Here is a 16,674-nt window from a genome sequence, read left to right as displayed (position 1 = left end):
GGGCATGCGAGAGGGGCGCCTCGCGATGCGAGACGCCCCTCGGCGGTGGCCGTCGCGAGTGGCGACGGCGGCGGACCTAGCTCCAGCGGGTGTAGGTCTTGGTGGGGATCGCGTGGAAGCCGTCGCGAGCGACGGAGACGATCGACCCGGTGATGCCGACGACGGCGGCGATGGCGAGGACGATGATTCCGGTCAACATGGTGTTTCTCTTTCTTGGCGCGATGCGTCGCGCGGTCTGGTGGTGCGGACACGACGCGGTTCGACGTCGTGCGTGATGGGTGGAGCCGCCGTGCATCCGACGGACACCCGAGCCTCGGGACCAGGTCGACCGAGGGGCCGGAGCGCATGGGGTCGCTCCGAGGACTCCTCTATTCTGCGCCTTGCAAAGACGTAGAACAATCTCACGTTGCTACCGGAACACCGTAGATTGTCTACATGGACGTCAAGAGACTCGAACTGCTCCGAGAGCTGGCAGAACGGGGCAGCATCGCCGCCGTGGCGCGGGCCACGCACCGCACCCCGTCAGCGGTGTCGCAGCAGCTGAAGATCCTCGAGAAGGAGGCCGGCGTGGCGCTCACCGAGCGCATCGGGCGCGGCGTCGTCCTCACCGGCTCGGGGCGCGTGCTGGCCCAGACCGCCACCGACGTCGCCGTCGCGCTCGAGCGGGCCCAGGCGGTCTGGGCCGACTTCATCGCGACCCCCCAAGGAGAGGTCACCCTCGCGACCTTCCCCACGGGAGGCCAGATGCTGCTGCCCGGTCTGCTGCGGACCGTCGCCGAGACGCCGGGTCTCGTCGTCGTGGCCACGGACCACGACCCGTCCATCCGCGAGTTCGCCGACCTGGCGGGCGACCACGACGTCGTCGTCGCCCACGCGTCCGAGAGCCGCTCCTGGCGGGGGCGCGGCCTCGTCAACGTCCCCCTGCTCACCGAGCCGCTCGACATCGCCCTCCCCGCCGACCACCGCCTGGCGGGCCGGGCCTCGCTCTCCCCCTCCGACCTCGAGGGCGAGAGCTGGATCGGGGTGCCGAGCGGCTTCCCGTTCGAGTGGGTCTACACCGAGATCGAGCGAGTCACCGGCAGCCCCGTGCGCATCTCGCAGCGCTTCAGCGACACGAAGGTCACCGAGTCGCTGGTGGGTGCGGGTCTCGGCATCGCCGTGCTGCCCCGATTCACCGCGAAGGAGGCGCGGGACGACATGGTCCTGCTGCCTCTCGAGAACATCCGGGCCGTCCGCTACGTCTCGGCGCTGATGCGCCGCGACCGGGCCGAGAGGCCGAGCGTCCGTCGCGTGGTCGACGCGCTCCGCGCCGAGGCGACACGGGTCGCCGGCCTGCACGGGGGTGTCTGAGCGCAGGCGCAGAGACGAGCGGCCTAGGTGGCCTCGGAGTCGTAGGGCGCGACCTCGCCGGCGGCCAGCGGCACGGAGCGCGGCGCCGGGCCGCGGGAGGGCAGACCCGCGGCGACCGCCCCGGCCGTCGCCATGGCTGCGGGGGTCACGGACGTGGCGCCCCCGCTCGGCGGATCGAGGAGCGCATCGCGGATGATGCGGCGGGGGTCGTACTGCCGAGGGTCGAGCTTCTGCCACTCGACCTCGTCGAATTCGGGGCCCATCTCGCTGCGCATGCGCTCTTTGGCGCCGTTGGCCATGTTCTTGACCGACTTGACGAGCTGAGCGAGCTTCGACGCGTAGACGGGCAGACGATCGGGCCCGAGCAGGAAGACGGCCAGCACACCCACGATGAGCAGCTTGTCGAACGTCAGACCGGAGAGGGACACGCAAGCAGACTAACCGGTGCCGCCGGGGGCCACCCCCTAGAGTTGGCCTTTCGAGGAGTGGGTGTGTCGCAAATAGAGTCAAGCTGGAAATTCGCCGAAGAGCTCGTCACCGAGAGCGGTCCGCTCGCAGAGGCTCGTCAGCACTCGCTCGAGGTCGGGGTCGAACCGGTCTCCCCCGCCGTCGGCGCGCAGCTCGCGGTCGTCGCGGCCGCATCGGGTGCGAAGAACATCATCGAGATCGGAACCGGCGTCGGCGTCAGCGGTCTGTGGCTGCTGCACGGCGCACCCCGGGCGACCCTCACGTCGATCGACCGCGAGGTCGACCACCAGCAGGCCGCCCGCGACGCTTACCTCGGCGCCGGCGTGCCGGTGAACAGGTTCCGTCTCATCACCGGCCGGGCCTCCGAGGTGCTGCCGCGGATGAACGAGAACTCATACGACATCGTCTTCGTCGACGCCGACCCTGGCTCCGTCATCGAGTACGTCGAGCACGGTCTGCGCCTCGCCCGCCCGGGCGGACTCGTGCTGGTCGCCCACGCGCTCTGGCACGGCTCGGTCGCGAACCCCGCCCGACGGGATGCCACGACGACGCAGTTCCGCACGCTGCTGACCGAGGTCTCGACCTCCCCCGCGGTGATCAGCTCGCTGTCGACGGCCGGCGACGGACTCCTGCAGCTCGTCAAGCTCTGAACGACGGAGCAGCCCCGCCGATCGGTGATCGGCGGGGCTGCTCGCGATGGTGCTGGGAAGGTGGCCGACTAAGCGCCGACGACGCTCGCGAGGGCGTCGTGGAGCTCTTTGGCTTCGTCGTCGTTGACCGACACCACGAGGCGTCCCCCACCCTCGAGCGGAACACGCACGATGATGAGACGACCCTCCTTCACGGCTTCCATAGGTCCGTCGCCGGTCCTCGGCTTCATGGCTGCCATCAGATAGTCCCCTTTCGCAAAGATGCTCGTCCTATTATCCGTGATTTGTACGCCCGCACCTAAACGCGCTTCCGTCGTCGGCCGATCACGGCGGCGTCCAGTCGTAGCCGTCGACCCACCAGCTGTAGTACAGCCAGGCGAACTGCCCGGCGACGAAGACCAGCAGCAGCCCCACGCGCCAGACGCGCGAACGGGGCACCGCGAGGATGCCCAGCAGCGGGAAGAGCGGCATCAGCAGTCGCCAGGTGCTCGACTGCGGGAAGAACACGGCGAGCAGATAGAGCGCGTAGGCGACTCCCCAGAGGCGCAGGTCGACTCCGATCCGGCGCCCCCACGGCCCCAGCAGGAGCACGGCGAGACCCAGCACGGCGAGCACGAACAGCGCCCCGACGGGGAACCCGCCGCTCATCCGCGACCAGAAGGCGGCCCCCTCGAACCAGGCGGAGAAGGGCACCAGCGGCCCGTACCCCACGTAGGGCGCCCGCCATGCCAGCTCGGTGGCCGTGTAGGCGTCCGGCCGCCCCGTGACGACGCCCGCCACGATCAGCCAGCCGACGCCGAGCACCGCGGTGGTCACCGCCGACACCGAGACGGCGATCATCTCGCGGCGCGGGAACGGGTCGCGGGCTCGCGTGGACCATCGGTGGACGGCGTGCAGTCCGATCGCGAGGGCGAGAGCGAGGGCGCCCGGTCGCGTGAACGACAGCGCGGCCACGAGGGGCAGCATCGGCAGGTACTGACGACGCACCAGCAGGAGGAGGCAGGCGCAGAGCAGCAGCAGGAACATCGACTCGGCGTAGGCCACCTGCAGCAGCGGCGAGAGGGGCGAGAAGCAGAACAGCGCGACCGTGAAGAGCGCCGTGCCCTCGGGCAGCACGTGCCGCATCAGTCGGTGCAGCAGCAGGGCCGTGCCGGCGGCGCAGAGGACCGAGACGAACACGGCGAGCGGTGCGAACGGCACCCCGGTCAGCTCGGTCAGGGCACGGACCGTGAACGGGTACACCGGCATGAAGGCCCACGCGCTCTCGCCGACGTTCCCGGTCGAGGTGATCGGCAGGGTCGTCGGGTAGCCGACCGCCGAGATGATGTAGTACCAGTGGCCATCCCAGATGGTGGCGAAGCTCGCGTAGTCCGGGCTCGGCAGCGTCCACGCGTTGGGCCCCTGCACCCGCGCGAAGCCGAGCAGGAGAGCGGTGCTGACGACGCGGGAGGCGACGAAGACGACGAGCACCCGCGCCCACCAGGGGGTGAGACGGTAGCGGACGACCAGCGCGCGACGAGCTCGGCGCCGACCCGCGCCTCCTTCGCCCGCCGAGGAGGCGCGGGTCGCGTCTCCGACGGTCAGGCCGTCAGCCACGCCCGCAGTCCGCGTTCGTTGTCGACGATCTGCTCGAGCGGCACCCGCTCGTCGTCGTGGTGGGCGAGGAGCGGGTCGCCGGGGCCGTAGTTCACGGCGGGCACGCCGAGGGCGGAGAAGCGCGCGACGTCCGTCCAGCCGTACTTCGGCTTCGCCTCACCGCCGACCGCGGCCAGGAACTGCGCGGCCAACGGGGCGTCGAGCCCGGGTCGAGCCCCTTCGGCGAGGTCGACGACCACGACGTCGAAGCCGGCGAACAGCTCGCGCACATGGGCGACGGCCTCGTCGCCGGAGCGGCTGGGGGCGAAGCGGTAGTTGACGGTGACGACGCACTCGTCGGGGATGACGTTGCCGGCGACACCGCCCGCGATGCCGACCGCGTTCAGCCCCTCGCGGTAGACGAGGCCGTCGACCTCGACCTCGCGGGCCTCGTACGCGGCGAGCAGGTCGAGGATGGGGGCCGCGCGGTGGATGGCGTTGTCGCCGATCCACGAACGGGCGCTGTGCGACCGGCGACCCGTGGTGCGGATCTCCGCCCGGAGGTTGCCGTTGCAGCCGCCCTCGATCTCGCTGCGCGTGGGCTCGCCGAGGATGGCGAAGTCGGCCTGGAGCAGCTCTGGGCGGGTGCGGACGAGGCGGCCCAGGCCGTTGAGGGAGTCGGAGACCTCCTCGTGGTCGTACCAGACCCAGGTCACGTCGACGTTGGGCTCGGTCAGCTCGACGGCCAGCCGCAGGTGCACGGCGCAGCCGGCCTTCATGTCGACGGTGCCGCGACCCCAGAGGAACTCGACGCCGTCTTCGGTCTCGTAGCGGGTCGGCAGGTTGTCGTTCAGGGGCACGGTGTCGATGTGCCCCGCCACCACGACGCGCTGCGCCCGACCCAGGCTCGTGCGGGCGACGATCGCGTCGCCGTCGCGCACCACCTCGAGATGATCGTGCCCCGCCAGGGTCTCGGCGATCGCGTCGGCGATGCGACCCTCGTCGCCGGAGACGGACTCGATGTCGCAGAGCTGGCGGGTGACGTCGACGGCGGACACGCTGAGGTCGATCTTCGGCATGGCCCCGAGTGTACGGGGGCCGACGGAGCGCCTGCTGCGGTCGTCGCACCCCGTGACCGCACGGGGTCGGGCCGATACGGTTGACCTCATGACTTCCGACGACACCGCCGCCACCCACGCCTACGGTGACGGGCTGGCGACCGTCTCCGCCGACGGCACGACGCTCGACACCTGGTTCCCCTCCCCCTCGCTCGGCCGCCTGCCCGCCGACCGCGACCCCGCACTCGTCCCGGCCGAGATCGCCGACGCCGCCGGGCCCGACGCCCGCCGCGCCGTCGATCTCGTGCCGGTGACCGTCGAGATCGAGCTGAGCGCGCCTCCTGCGTCCACCTCCGACGCGTACCTGCGCCTGCACCTGCTCAGCCACCTGCTGGTCAAGCCGAACACGGTCAACCTCGACGGCGTCTTCGGGCACCTGCCGATCGTCACGTGGACGAACGCCGGCCCGGTGCACCCCGACGACTTCGCCCGCCTCCGCCCCGCCCTGCAGCGCGCCGGCATCGCGACCACCGGCATCGACAAGTTCCCCCGCATGCTCGACTACGTCTCGCCCGACCGGGTCCGCATCGCCGACGCCTCGCGCGTCCGCCTCGGCGCGTACCTCGCCCCCGGCACGACCGTCATGCACGAGGGCTTCGTCAACTTCAACGCCGGCACCCTCGGCACGTCGATGGTCGAGGGCCGCGTCTCGCAGGGCGTCGTCGTCGGCGACGGATCCGACATCGGCGGCGGCGCCTCCATCATGGGCACCCTGTCGGGAGGAGGCGCGCAACGCGTCACGATCGGCGAGCGCGCGCTGCTCGGCGCGAACAGCGGCATCGGCATCTCGATCGGCGACGACACCGTGGTCGAGGCGGGGCTCTACGTCACCGCCGGCACCAAGGTGGTCGTCGTCGGCGGCACGACGTCGTCGGACGGCTCGACCCAGACCGTCAAGGCCGTCGAGCTCTCGGGGCGGCCCGGTCTGCTGTTCCGCCGCAACTCGCTGACGGGCGCCGTCGAGGTGCTGCCGCGCAAGGGCCACGGCATCACGCTGAACTCGCAGCTGCACGCCTAGCGGCTGCTGCTGCTGCGACGGCAGTCGCTACCGCTGCGGCTGCGGCTGCTGTCGCTGTCGCTGCTGCGGCTGCTGACAGCACGACGCCCCGGCTTCGACGCGACACCCACGAGATGCGGGTGCGGCGCCGACGCCGGGGCGTCGTGTTCGCGGCGACCGATGCGCGGTCAGCGCTGGGGCCAGTCGCGCTGGGTCTCGCCCAGGTACAGCTGCTGCGGGCGGCCGATCTTGGTCGTGGCGTCGGCGTTCATCTCGCGCCAGTGGGCGATCCAGCCCGGCAGACGCCCGATCGCGAAGAGCACCGTGAACATGCGGGGCGGGAACCCCATGGCCTTGTAGATGACCCCGGTGTAGAAGTCGACGTTCGGGTAGAGCCTGCGCTCGGCGAAGTAGTCGTCGGCGAGGGCGATGCCCTCCAGCTCCATCGCGATGTCGAGCAGGTCGTCTTTGACGCCGAGGGCGGCGAGGACCTCGTTCGCGCTCTCTTTGACGAGCTTCGCGCGCGGGTCGTAGTTCTTGTAGACCCGGTGGCCGAAGCCCATGAGCTTGACGCCCTCTTCTTTGTTCTTCACCCGCTCGACGAAGCGCTCGACGCCCTGGCCGCTGGCCTTGATGTCGGCCAGCATCGACAGCACGGCCTCGTTCGCCCCGCCGTGCAGGGGGCCGTAGAGGGCGCTGATGCCGGCGGAGATCGACGAGAACATGTTGGCCTGCGTCGAGCCGACGAGTCGCACGGTCGACGTCGACGCGTTCTGCTCGTGGTCTTCGTGCAGGATGAGGAGGCGCTCGAGCGCCTTCGAGAGGACGGGGTTCACCTCGTACGGCTCGGCCATCGTGCCGAAGTTCAGCTTGAGGAAGTTGTCGACGAAGCTGAGCGAGTTGTCTGGGTAGAGGAACGCCTGACCGAGGCTCTTCTTGTGCGCGTACGCGGCGATCACCGGCAGCTTCGCCAGCAGACGGATCGTCTGCAGCTCGACCTGCTCGGGGTCGGAGGTGCTCATCGAGCCCTCGTAGAACGTGCCGAGGGCGCCGACCGCGCTCGAGAGCACGGACATCGGGTGAGCCGAATGCGGCAGTGCGTCGAAGAACCGACGGAGGTCTTCGTGCAGCAGCGTGTGGCGGCGGATGCGGGCGTCGAAGCCCGCCAGCTCGTCGGGGGTGGGCAGTTCGCCGTAGATGAGCAGCCAGGCGGTCTCGAGGTAGGTCGAGTTCGCGGCGATCTGCTCGATCGGATAGCCCCGGTAGCGCAGGATGCCCTGATCACCGTCGATGTAGGTGATCTTGCTGCGGGCGGTCGAGGTGTTCACGAACCCGTTGTCGAGGGTGGTGAAACCGGTCTGCTTGGTGAACGTCGAGATGTCGATCGACGAGGCACCTTCGGTGCTCGGGACGATCGGGAACTCGGCTGTTCCCCCCGGGAACTGCAGCGTGGCCTTCTGGGCGTCGTTGGCAGTGTCAGTCACTCCGCCAGCCTAGCGGTCAGTGCTCGAGGCGCTCCACGGCGGCGGCGATGCGCTCGTCGGTCGTCGTCAGGGCCACGCGGACGTGCCGCCCGCCCTCGGCGCCGTAGAACGAGCCGGGCGCCACGAGGATGCCCCGCTCGGCCAGCCAGGCGGCGCTCTGCCAGGCGTCTTCGTCGCGGGTGACCCAGAGGTAGAGACCGGCCTCGCTGTGATCGATGCGGAAACCGGCGCCCTCGAGGGCCGGCGCCAGGGCTGCGCGTCGCGCGCGGTAGAGCGCCTTCTGCTCGGCCACGTGCGCCTCGTCTCCGAGCGCCACGCGCATGGCCTCCTGGACGGGAGCCGGCGGCATGAGACCCGCGTGCTTGCGGACGGCGAGCAGCTGGGCGATGACGGCGGGGTCGCCGGCCACGAAGCCCGCCCGGTACCCCGCCAGGTTCGACTGCTTGCTGAGCGAGTAGACGCTGACGACCCCGTCGAGCCGGTCGCCGACCACACGGGGGTCGAGGATGCACGGCGTGGGTCGCGTGGCCCACTCGCCCTCCCAGCCGAGCTCGGCGTAGCACTCGTCGCCGGCGATCACGGCGCCGAGTTCGCGGGCACGGGCCACCGCGGCGGCGAGCCGCTCGACGTCGAGGACGGAGCCGTCGGGGTTGCCGGGGCTGTTGAGCCAGACGAGACGGGTCGACTCGGGCCATGACGCGGGATCGTCGGAGGCGACGGCGTCGGCGCCCACGAGCGCGGCGCCGAGCGCGTAGGTCGGGTAGGCGTTCGCCGGATGCACGATCGTGTCGCCGGGGCCCAGGCCGAGCCAGAGGGCCATCCCCGCGATCAGCTCTTTCGACCCGATCGTCGGGAGCACGGCGTCGGTGTCAAGACCCGTGACTCCGCGTCGCCGGGCGTACCACTCGACGATCGCCTCACGCAGGGCGGGTGTGCCCGCGACCTGCGGATAGGAGTGCGCGTCGGTGGCGGCCGTCAGAGCGTCGCGGACGACGACCGGGGTCGGATCGACCGGCGACCCGACCGAGAGGTCGACGATCGAACCGGGGTGCGCCCGTGCCGTCGTCGCGAGCTCGGAGAGGGAGTCCCACGGGAAGTCGGGGAGATCGAGCGCCACGACGGACTCGTCAGCCCTGGGGCGGGAGGACGGCGATGACGGGGTGGTCTTTCGCGATGACGCCGACCTTGGCCGCGCCGCCGGGCGAGCCGATCTCGTCGAAGAACTCGACGTTGGCCTTGTAGTAGTCGGCCCACTTGTCGGGGAGGTCGTCTTCGTAGTAGATGGCCTCGACGGGGCAGACGGGCTCGCACGCACCGCAGTCGACGCATTCGTCGGGGTGGATGTAGAGCGAACGCTCGCCCTCGTAGATGCAGTCGACGGGGCATTCGTCGATGCAGGCTCGGTCTTTGACATCCACACAGGGAAGTGCGATCACATACGTCACGTCTCGGGTGTTCCCTTCGCGTCGGGCAAGGCGTTCATCTTATCGCGGCCCCGCTGCACGTTGGCTCCCCCGTCGAGGAAGGGCCACGCGAGCACGACCGTGGCGATCAGCACCGGGCCGAACGTCCAGAGGTAGCCGGCGGGATTCGCCGGGACGAGCGCCGAGCCGCCGGCACCGGGCTGGGAGAGCAGCGCGGTGACCCCGAGCAGTCCGAGCGCGACGGCCGCCACGACGGTGCGCGACCGGAAGACCTGGCGGAAGCCGACGAGGAGGGCGAGCGCCATGATCAGCGAGAGCACGAGACCGGTGGGCACCACCGCGCCGCCGATCGACGTCGTGCCCTGATGCGCGACCGTGCCGATAGCGCCGAAAACGGCGCCCGCCGCGACGGACAGCAGATACGTGCCGATCTTGCCTCCGAGACTCATGTCGCTCAGCTCGGAGGTGTTCGCCGGGAGCGGCGCGAGCTCGTCGGGGTCCGCCACGAAGCGGAACGACTCGGTCGACGCCAGGCGGTCGACCCGGCCGTGCGGGTAGCGGATGCCCGCTCCGCCGCCGGGCAGGTCGACGACCTCGAGCTGCGTGCGGTACCCACGGAGCGCGGCCACGACCCGGGGCGCCACGGGTCGGACGTCCATCGTCACGACCGAGGGGTCGTCTCGCAGGGCCTCGGCCTCGACGCCGGTCGCCTCGTCGGCGCCCGCGACGATGGCGAAGTAGGGCACACCCGCCAGGCGGGCGGCTCGGACGGCGGCCCGGTTCGCACGGACGTGGTCGGGGTGGTGGTAGCCGCCGTCGTCGTCGTACGAGACGACGACCGTGGGCCGGACGGCGTCGACGACGGCGGAGAGATCGGACACGATCTCACCGAACTCGGCCGCGCAGAAGGCGGCCGGGTGGAGGTCGTCGGTCGGACCGGCGACGCCGTCGGAGCGCCACACCATGCCGCTGTCGCGGTAGACGCGGGGCTCGAGACCGGGTGTCCGCGCGCCGACGTCGCCGAGGAACCGGTGGTCGCGCACGCCGAGCTCGCGGAGCGCCGCGGCGATCTCGCCCTCTCGGTGGACCGCCAGCGCGGCCTCGTCGTCGCGCAGTCGTGCGAGGTCGTCGGGGATCACCTCTCCGAGCTCTCCGCGCGTGCAGGACACGACGGTGACGCTCGCACCCGCGTCGACCAGGGTCGCGAGGGTGCCCCCCGTCGTGATCGTCTCGTCGTCGGGGTGGGCGTGCACGACGAGCACCCGTTCGACCCGGGGGGCCGCTGAGCCGGTGCCGTCGCCACCAGGCGTGCCGAAGTAAGTCATCACTGGACAGGATAGGCCGCCCGGCACTATGGTCGGTCCTCGTCAGCCGACCCTTAGCAAGGTTAGCCTAACCAAACCACCCCGTGCGGTCGAGTCCCGACCGCCCCAGGCGCCGCCGATGCCGCCCGTACGCCGCCGACCCGAAGGCCCCATCAGTGCTCGCCAACTACCTCATCGGACTCCGAGAGGGCCTCGAGGCCTCGCTCGTCGTCGGCATCCTCGTCGCCTACGTCGTCAAGGTCGATCGCCGGGACGTCCTCCCCCGGCTGTGGCTCGGCGTCACGGCCGCCGTCGTGCTGTCGCTCGGCGTCGGCGCCGTCCTCACCTTCGGCGCCTACGGCCTGACCTTCCAGGCGCAGGAGATCATCGGCGGCGGGCTCTCGCTCGTCGCCGTCGGCTTCGTCACCTGGATGGTCTTCTGGATGGCCCGCACGGCGCGGAGCATGAAGCACGAGCTGCAGTCGGGTCTCGACCGGGCGCTCGAGGGCGGCGCCTGGGCGATCGTCGCACTCGGCTTCCTGTCGGTCGGTCGCGAGGGCATCGAGACGGCCCTCTTCGTCTGGGCCGCGGTGCAGTCGACCGGCGGGGGGCCCGTGCCCCTGCTCGGCGCCCTGCTCGGGATCCTCAGCGCGGTCGCGATCGGCGTCGCCATCCACCGCGGTGTGATGACCATCGACCTCCGGCGGTTCTTCACCGTGACCGGGTACTTCCTGGTGGTGGTCGCGGCCGGGGTGCTCGCCTACGGGATCGGAGACCTGCAAGAGGCCGGCGTGCTGCCGGGCCGCACCTCCACGGCGTTCGACGTCAGTTCGGCCGTGCCGCCGACGAGCCCCCAGGGCGTGCTGCTGCAGGGTCTCGTGAACTTCACCCCGACCCCGAGCTGGCTGCAGCTCGGCGGCTGGCTCGTCTACCTCGCCGTCGTCGTCCCGCTCGTCGCACGCGCCACGAGGAGGCGCGGGCCGACCCGTCCCGCCGCCTCCGGATCCGAGTCCACCACTCTCACCCCCCGCACCGCAGGAGCCCACGAATGACCGCTCTCCCCGCCCGCCTCGTCCACCCTCTCGGCGTCGCCTCCGGCCTCGCCGTGGTCGTGCTGGCCCTCACCGGCTGCGTCGCGAACACGCCGGCCGGCTCGTCCGCGGCCACCGCCGTGACCGTCGACGGGTCCGACGACGGCTGCGTGCTGTCGACGACCTCGGTGCCGAGCGGCCCCGTCACGTTCACGATGACGAACACGGGAAGCGACAACAGCGAGTTCGAGCTGCTCGCCGACGACGGCCTGCGGATCATCAGCGAGAAGGAGAACATCGGGCCGGGGACATCCGGCTCGATGACCGTGTCGGTGCCCGCGGGCGACTACTACACCGCGTGCGTCCCGGGTCTCGTCGGCGAGGGCGTCCGCGCGACGTTCACCGTCACCGACTCGGGCAGCGCCGTCGAGCCGACCGGCTCGGAGAAGGAGCGCATCGACGCGGCGGCCGCCGCCTACGTCGGCTACGTGAAGGACCAGACCGGGCAGCTCGTCGCGGCGACGGACGAGTTCCTGGCCGCGTACACCTCCGGTGACGACGACCGGGCGCGCGCTCTCTACCCGACCGCCCGGGCGCACTACGAGCGCATCGAGCCGGTCGCCGAGTCGTTCGGCGACCTGGACCCGAAGATCGACTTCCGAGAGGCCGACGTCGAGCCCGGCACCGAGTGGACCGGCTGGCACCGCATCGAGAAGGACCTCTGGCAGCCGTCTGCCGACGCGAACGGCGGCGCGGCGTACGTCGCCCTGACACCCGCCGAGCGCCAGCGGTTCGCCGACCTGCTGACCGGCGACACCGCCGACCTCTACGACGAGGTGACGGCCGACGACTTCTCGGTCGGCATCGACACGATCGCGAACGGGGCGGTCGGCCTGATGGACGAGGTCGCCACCGGCAAGATCACCGGCGAGGAGGAGATCTGGTCGCACACCGACCTCTACGACTTCCAGGGCAACCTCGAGGGGGCCCGTGTCGCCTTCGACGGCGTCCGCGACATCGTCGACGAGGAGGACCCGGAGCTCGCGACCTCGATCGACGACGAGATGACCTCGGTCGAGACCCTGCTGGCCGGCTACGGGAGCCTCGACTCGGGCTACCCGGCCTACACCGAGCTGACCGACGCCGACAAGAAGAAGCTGTCGGACGCCGTCAACGCGCTCAGCGAGCCGCTCAGCCGGCTGACCGCGGCCCTGGTCTCCTGACGGTGGCCCGCAGCGTGGGCGGGACTGACGGCGCCCGAGAGACGGGCGGCGCCGCCGAGCGACCGGGGCTGTCGCGACGGGGCCTGCTCGGACTCGTCGGCACGGGCGTCGGCGCCGGCGTGCTCGGTCTCGGCGTCGGGATCGGAGCCGACCGCGCGGTCGTCGCGCACACCGCGGGCGGCTCGGGCGCGGCGGCGACGTACCCGTTCTTCGGACCGCATCAGTCGGGCGTCACCACCGCCGCGCAGGACCGCCTGCACTTCGCGGCGTTCGACGTCTCGGACGGCACCACGCGCGCCGAGCTGGTCGAGCTGCTGAAGGACTGGAGCTACGCCGCGTCGAGACTGACCGCCGGGTTGGACGTGAGTCCGACGGGGGCGACGGGCGGGTCGCTCGCCGCGCCTCCTGACGACACCGGCGAGGCCCTCGGCCTGCCCGCGGCCGGGCTCACCGTGACCATCGGCTTCGGCCCGACGCTCTTCACCACCGCCACGGGCGTCGACCGCTTCGGGCTGGCCTCGCGACGCCCTGCGGCGCTGATCGACCTGCCGCACTTCTCGGGCGATCAGCTGATCGAGGCGGCCAGCAGCGGCGACCTCTGCGTGCAGGCGTGCAGCGACGACCCCCAGGTGGCCGTGCACGCGATCCGCAACCTGTCGCGGATCGCCTTCGGCCGCGCCTCCCTCCGCTGGTCGCAGCTCGGCTTCGGCCGCACCTCGTCGACGACCCGCGGGCAGACCACTCCGCGCAACCTGTTCGGCTTCAAGGACGGCACCGCGAACGTCAAGGCCGAGGACACCGGGGCCGTCGCCGACGGCGTCTGGGCGACCGAGGGCGACGGCGCCGCCTGGATGGCGGGCGGGTCGTACCTCGTCGCCCGGAAGATCCGGATGACGATCGAGACCTGGGACCGCGCCTCCCTCGCCGAGCAGCAGACCGTCGTCGGCCGTGACAAGGGCGAGGGGGCCCCGCTGTCGGGCGGATCGGAGTTCACCGCACCCGACTTCGCCGCCGCGGCCTCGACCGGCGGGCCGGCCATCGCGCCCGACTCGCACGTCGCGCTCGCCCACCCGCAGAACAACGACGGGGCCACCCTGCTGCGGCGCGGCTACAACTTCGTCGACGGCAACGACGAGCTCGGACGCCTCGACGCGGGGCTGTTCTTCATCTGCTTCAACCGCGACAGCCGGAGGCAGTTCGTGCCGATCCAGCAGTCGCTCGCCCGCAGCGATCGCATGAACGAGTACGTCAAGCACGTCGGCTCGGCGATCTTCGCGGTGCCGCCGGGCGCGTCGGAGAACGGCTGGGTCGGCGAGACGCTCTTCGCCTGACGCCGCCGGGTCGGGGCGGCCGGCGCGGCGCGGACGCCCGCGAGTGCGGAGGTCAGACGGGGGTGACGACGTAGGTCGCCGTCGAGACCCCGTCGGTGTCGGTCGACACGGTGAGCACGACGCGGTACGCCGGGCCCGTGAATGTGCCGAAGCCGCTGTCCGCGTCGGAGTCCACCCCGCTGGCCGTGTAGCCGGCCTGCTCGAGCTGCTGCTGCGCGACGGTGAAGCGGTCGGCGCCCGAGACGGTGATCTGAGCCACCCAGCCGGATCCCTCGGGCCCGGCGCCGCCCCCGCGCACGGTGCCCTCGACGAGCGGGACCTCGGCGGGGAACGACTCGGGGAGCGTGCCGTCCGTCGTGATGCCGGCTCCGCCGAGCGCCTCGCCCGCGGCGTCTTCGACGGCCTGCTGCACGGTGCCGGTGAGGCCCTCGACGCTGCTGTCGATCGCGCCGCCGACGATGTTGTCGATCGGCGAGCCCGAACCGCACGCGGTGAGGCCGGCGCCGAGACCGAAGACGAGGGTCAGAGCGGCGACGGGGCGGATGAGGGACTTCGAACGGATCGGCACCCGGAGAGGGTAGCGGCCGTCTCTGGACGTGGGCGTGGAACGTGCGGGGCACGCAGCGAGGGGCGGCGAAGCGCAGCGGGGTGGATACGCGAGAGGCGGCCCGCACTGCTGCGGGCCGCCTCTCGGTCTGGCGGTGATTCGGTGGTGCTACGCGTTCTGCTTCTTGAGACGAGCGGTGCTGCGCTGGCGAGCCGACGCGTCGAGCTCGACCTTGCGGATGCGGATGGCGTCGGGGGTGACCTCGACGCACTCGTCGTCACCGGCGAACTCGAGCGACTCCTCGAGCGAGAGGACGCGCGAGGGCGTCATCGACTCGAAGTTGTCGGCCGTCGACTGACGCATGTTGGTCAGCTTCTTCTCTTTGGTGATGTTGACGTCCATGTCGTCGGCGCGCGAGTTCTCGCCCACGACCATGCCCTCGTAGACCTCTTCGGTCGGCTGCACGAAGAAGGTCATGCGCTCTTGCAGGTTCTGGATCGCGAACGGCGTGACGACACCCGAGCGGTCGGCGATGATCGAGCCGTTGGTACGGGTCGAGATCTCGCCGGCCCAGGGGCCGTAGCCGTGGCTGATGCCGTTGGCGATGCCGGTGCCGCGCGTGTCGGTGAGGAACTGCGTGCGGAAGCCGATCAGGCCACGCGACGGGACGATGAACTCCATGCGGACCCAGCCCGAACCGTGGTTCGCCATGTTCTCCATGCGGCCCTTGCGGGCGGCCATCAGCTGGGTGATCGCACCGAGGTACTCGTCGGGCACGTCGACGGTCATGTGCTCGAACGGCTCCTGGAGCTTGCCGTTCTCGTCGCGACGGGTGACCACCTGCGGCTTGCCGACGGTGAGCTCGAAGCCCTCGCGTCGCATCTGCTCGACGAGGATGGCGAGTGCGAGCTCGCCTCGACCCTGGACCTCCCACGCGTCGGGGCGTCCGATGTCGACGACCTTGAGGCTGACGTTACCGATCAGCTCTCGGTCGAGACGGTCTTTGACCATGCGCGCGGTCAGCTTGTGACCCTTGACCTTGCCGATCAGCGGCGACGTGTTCGTGCCGATGGTCATCGAGATCGCGGGGTCGTCGACCGTGATGGTCGGCAGCGGCCGGACGTCGTCGGGGTCGGAGAGGGTCTCGCCGATGGTGATGGTGTCGAAGCCGGCGACGGCGACGATGTCGCCGGGGCCCGCGGACTCGGCGGGGTAGCGCTGCAGGGCCTTGGTGATGAGCAGCTCGGTGATGCGGGCGTTGACCGTGGTGCCGTCTTGCTTGACCCAGGCGACGGTCTGGCCCTTCTTCAGGGTGCCGTGGAACACGCGGAGGAGCGCGAGACGACCGAGGAACGGCGACGCGTCGAGGTTGGTCACGTGCGCCTGCAGGGGGTGCTCGTCGTCGTAGGTCGGCGCCGGCACGTGCGTGAGGATGGCGTCGAACAGCGGCTCGAGGTCGGCGTTGTCGGGCAGCGAGCCGTCGGCCGGCTTGTTGATCGACGCTGCGCCGTTACGACCCGAGGCGTAGACCACGGGCACGTTGAGGATCGCGTCGAGGTCGAGGTCTTCGACCTCTTCGCTCAGGTCGCTGGCGAGACCGAGGAGGAGGTCCTGCGACTCGGCCACGACCTCGTCGATGCGGGCGTCGGGGCGGTCGGTCTTGTTGACCAGCAGGATGACGGGGAGCTTGGCCGCGAGGGCCTTGCGGAGCACGAAGCGGGTCTGGGGCAGGGGCCCCTCGGACGCGTCGACGAGCAGCACGACGCCGTCGACCATCGAGAGGCCGCGCTCGACCTCACCGCCGAAGTCGGCGTGGCCGGGGGTGTCGATCACATTGATGGTGATCGGGCCGTCGGCCGCGTGAGCACCGTTGTAGAGCACCGCGGTGTTCTTCGCGAGGATCGTGATGCCCTTCTCGCGCTCGAGCTCGTTCGAGTCCATCATTCGGTCTTCGGTGTCGAAGTGGGCGTCGAACGAGTTGGTCTGCTTGAGCATGGCGTCGACGAGAGTCGTCTTGCCGTGGTCGACGTGGGCCACGATCGCCACGTTGCGCAGGTCGCTGCGGATGGCAGTCGCCATGGATGAATTCCTTACGAGAAGCGGAGGGGGAGGTGCACGGGACAGAGCCCGGCGACGACAGTCTACGGCACGTGGTAAAGGGCCCCTCCCCCG

17 protein-coding genes are annotated in these 16,674 nt (G+C 70.9%); 6 read left to right on the top strand and 11 right to left on the bottom strand.

The genetic code is table 11. The features are described from left to right. Positions 1 to 76: 76 nt before the first annotated feature. Entirely contained in the window at positions 77 to 199 is a 123-nt protein-coding gene (locus ACZ6JE_RS01010; protein ID WP_255354969.1) for a hypothetical protein, read from the bottom strand. Positions 200 to 435: 236 nt separating this feature from the next. Between ACZ6JE_RS01010 and ACZ6JE_RS01005 the strand changes: the two genes are divergently transcribed. Beyond that, positions 436 to 1,350 (top strand): LysR family transcriptional regulator, encoded by a 915-nt coding sequence (locus ACZ6JE_RS01005; RefSeq protein ID WP_192059759.1) that lies wholly within the window; start codon positions 436 to 438, stop codon positions 1,348 to 1,350. A 23-nt stretch (positions 1,351 to 1,373) separates the two neighbouring features. Here the strand turns inward: ACZ6JE_RS01005 and ACZ6JE_RS01000 are convergent, their stop codons facing one another. Next, complete coding sequence (locus ACZ6JE_RS01000) at positions 1,374 to 1,778, bottom strand: Sec-independent protein translocase family protein (RefSeq protein ID WP_192059757.1); 405 nt, start codon at positions 1,776 to 1,778, stop codon at positions 1,374 to 1,376. Positions 1,779 to 1,841: 63 nt separating this feature from the next. Between ACZ6JE_RS01000 and ACZ6JE_RS00995 the strand changes: the two genes are divergently transcribed. Beyond that, positions 1,842 to 2,468 (top strand): O-methyltransferase, encoded by a 627-nt coding sequence (locus tag ACZ6JE_RS00995; RefSeq protein ID WP_320478650.1) that lies wholly within the window; start codon positions 1,842 to 1,844, stop codon positions 2,466 to 2,468. A 68-nt stretch (positions 2,469 to 2,536) separates the two neighbouring features. Here the strand turns inward: ACZ6JE_RS00995 and ACZ6JE_RS00990 are convergent, their stop codons facing one another. The 3 genes from ACZ6JE_RS00990 to dapE form a co-directional block, all read right to left on the bottom strand. Next, positions 2,537 to 2,707 (bottom strand): DUF3117 domain-containing protein, encoded by a 171-nt coding sequence (locus ACZ6JE_RS00990; RefSeq protein ID WP_192059753.1) that lies wholly within the window; start codon positions 2,705 to 2,707, stop codon positions 2,537 to 2,539. An 85-nt stretch (positions 2,708 to 2,792) separates the two neighbouring features. Next, a complete protein-coding gene (locus tag ACZ6JE_RS00985; protein WP_320478649.1) occupies positions 2,793 to 4,064 on the bottom strand; it encodes a hypothetical protein in 1,272 nt (423 codons plus the stop codon). Beyond that, entirely contained in the window at positions 4,049 to 5,122 is a 1,074-nt protein-coding gene (gene dapE / locus ACZ6JE_RS00980) for a succinyl-diaminopimelate desuccinylase (protein WP_464317966.1), read from the bottom strand. Before dapE ends, ACZ6JE_RS00985 begins: the two co-directional genes overlap by 16 nt. A gap of 88 nt (positions 5,123 to 5,210) precedes the next feature. Here dapE and dapD point away from each other — a divergent pair, with 88 nt between their 5' ends. After that, the gene (gene dapD, locus ACZ6JE_RS00975; protein WP_464317965.1) at positions 5,211 to 6,179 is read left to right on the top strand and encodes a 2,3,4,5-tetrahydropyridine-2,6-dicarboxylate N-succinyltransferase; all 969 of its coding nucleotides are present in this window, start codon (positions 5,211 to 5,213) and stop codon (positions 6,177 to 6,179) included. Positions 6,180 to 6,346: 167 nt separating this feature from the next. Here dapD and ACZ6JE_RS00970 read toward each other — a convergent pair whose 3' ends face one another. Genes ACZ6JE_RS00970 through ACZ6JE_RS00955 form a run of 4 tightly spaced genes read right to left on the bottom strand, consistent with a single transcriptional unit; the run spans position 6,347 to position 10,391 of the window. Continuing rightward, positions 6,347 to 7,642: a citrate synthase gene (locus ACZ6JE_RS00970; RefSeq protein WP_192059746.1), complete on the bottom strand. Its 1,296-nt coding sequence runs from the start codon at positions 7,640 to 7,642 to the stop codon at positions 6,347 to 6,349. Between the two features lie 16 nt (positions 7,643 to 7,658). After that, positions 7,659 to 8,759: a succinyldiaminopimelate transaminase gene (gene dapC / locus ACZ6JE_RS00965; RefSeq protein ID WP_192059744.1), complete on the bottom strand. Its 1,101-nt coding sequence runs from the start codon at positions 8,757 to 8,759 to the stop codon at positions 7,659 to 7,661. A gap of 10 nt (positions 8,760 to 8,769) precedes the next feature. Beyond that, positions 8,770 to 9,087, bottom strand: a complete 318-nt coding sequence (fdxA, locus tag ACZ6JE_RS00960) for a ferredoxin (RefSeq protein WP_192059742.1) — start codon at positions 9,085 to 9,087, stop codon at positions 8,770 to 8,772. Then, positions 9,084 to 10,391 carry a PIG-L family deacetylase gene (locus ACZ6JE_RS00955; RefSeq protein WP_192059740.1) on the bottom strand — a complete coding sequence of 436 codons (1,308 nt, stop codon included), beginning with the start codon at positions 10,389 to 10,391 and terminating at the stop codon, positions 9,084 to 9,086. Before ACZ6JE_RS00955 ends, fdxA begins: the two co-directional genes overlap by 4 nt. A 155-nt stretch (positions 10,392 to 10,546) precedes the next feature. On the opposite strand from ACZ6JE_RS00955, the gene efeU reads away from it, so the two are divergent. The 3 genes from efeU to efeB are packed head-to-tail and all read left to right on the top strand — an operon-like array spanning position 10,547 to position 13,955. Further along, on the top strand, positions 10,547 to 11,422 hold the full coding sequence (efeU, locus tag ACZ6JE_RS00950; protein ID WP_192059737.1) for an iron uptake transporter permease EfeU: 876 nt from the start codon (positions 10,547 to 10,549) through the stop codon (positions 11,420 to 11,422). Beyond that, positions 11,419 to 12,624: an iron uptake system protein EfeO gene (efeO, locus tag ACZ6JE_RS00945; RefSeq protein ID WP_464317964.1), complete on the top strand. Its 1,206-nt coding sequence runs from the start codon at positions 11,419 to 11,421 to the stop codon at positions 12,622 to 12,624. Before efeU ends, efeO begins: the two co-directional genes overlap by 4 nt. Before the next feature lie 14 nt (positions 12,625 to 12,638). After that, positions 12,639 to 13,955, top strand: a complete 1,317-nt coding sequence (efeB, locus tag ACZ6JE_RS00940) for an iron uptake transporter deferrochelatase/peroxidase subunit (protein ID WP_464317963.1) — start codon at positions 12,639 to 12,641, stop codon at positions 13,953 to 13,955. Positions 13,956 to 14,007: 52 nt separating this feature from the next. On the opposite strand, the gene ACZ6JE_RS00935 is transcribed toward efeB, so the two are convergent. Both ACZ6JE_RS00935 and typA read right to left on the bottom strand, forming a co-directional pair. Continuing rightward, positions 14,008 to 14,523, bottom strand: a complete 516-nt coding sequence (locus ACZ6JE_RS00935; RefSeq protein ID WP_243214643.1) for a hypothetical protein — start codon at positions 14,521 to 14,523, stop codon at positions 14,008 to 14,010. 147 nt (positions 14,524 to 14,670) lie between these two features. Continuing rightward, entirely contained in the window at positions 14,671 to 16,581 is a 1,911-nt protein-coding gene (gene typA / locus ACZ6JE_RS00930) for a translational GTPase TypA (protein WP_192059729.1), read from the bottom strand. Positions 16,582 to 16,674: the final 93 nt, after the last annotated feature.

The sequence above is a fragment of the Frigoribacterium sp. AC759 genome (assembly GCF_979256015.1).
The sequence above is the reverse complement of the archived record's forward strand: the minus strand, read 5'-3'. Positions and strand labels throughout refer to the sequence as shown.

Coding starts and splice junctions, on each gene's coding strand:
- typA (WP_192059729.1), bottom strand. CDS start 16,581: ATGGCGACTGCCATCCGCAGCGACCTGCGCAACGTGGCGATCGTGGCC.
- dapE (WP_464317966.1), bottom strand. CDS start 5,122: ATGCCGAAGATCGACCTCAGCGTGTCCGCCGTCGACGTCACCCGCCAG.
- ACZ6JE_RS00990 (WP_192059753.1), bottom strand. CDS start 2,707: ATGGCAGCCATGAAGCCGAGGACCGGCGACGGACCTATGGAAGCCGTG.
- ACZ6JE_RS01010 (WP_255354969.1), bottom strand. CDS start 199: ATGTTGACCGGAATCATCGTCCTCGCCATCGCCGCCGTCGTCGGCATC.
- ACZ6JE_RS00955 (WP_192059740.1), bottom strand. CDS start 10,391: ATGACTTACTTCGGCACGCCTGGTGGCGACGGCACCGGCTCAGCGGCC.
- efeO (WP_464317964.1), top strand. CDS start 11,419: ATGACCGCTCTCCCCGCCCGCCTCGTCCACCCTCTCGGCGTCGCCTCC.
- dapD (WP_464317965.1), top strand. CDS start 5,211: ATGACTTCCGACGACACCGCCGCCACCCACGCCTACGGTGACGGGCTG.
- ACZ6JE_RS01005 (WP_192059759.1), top strand. CDS start 436: ATGGACGTCAAGAGACTCGAACTGCTCCGAGAGCTGGCAGAACGGGGC.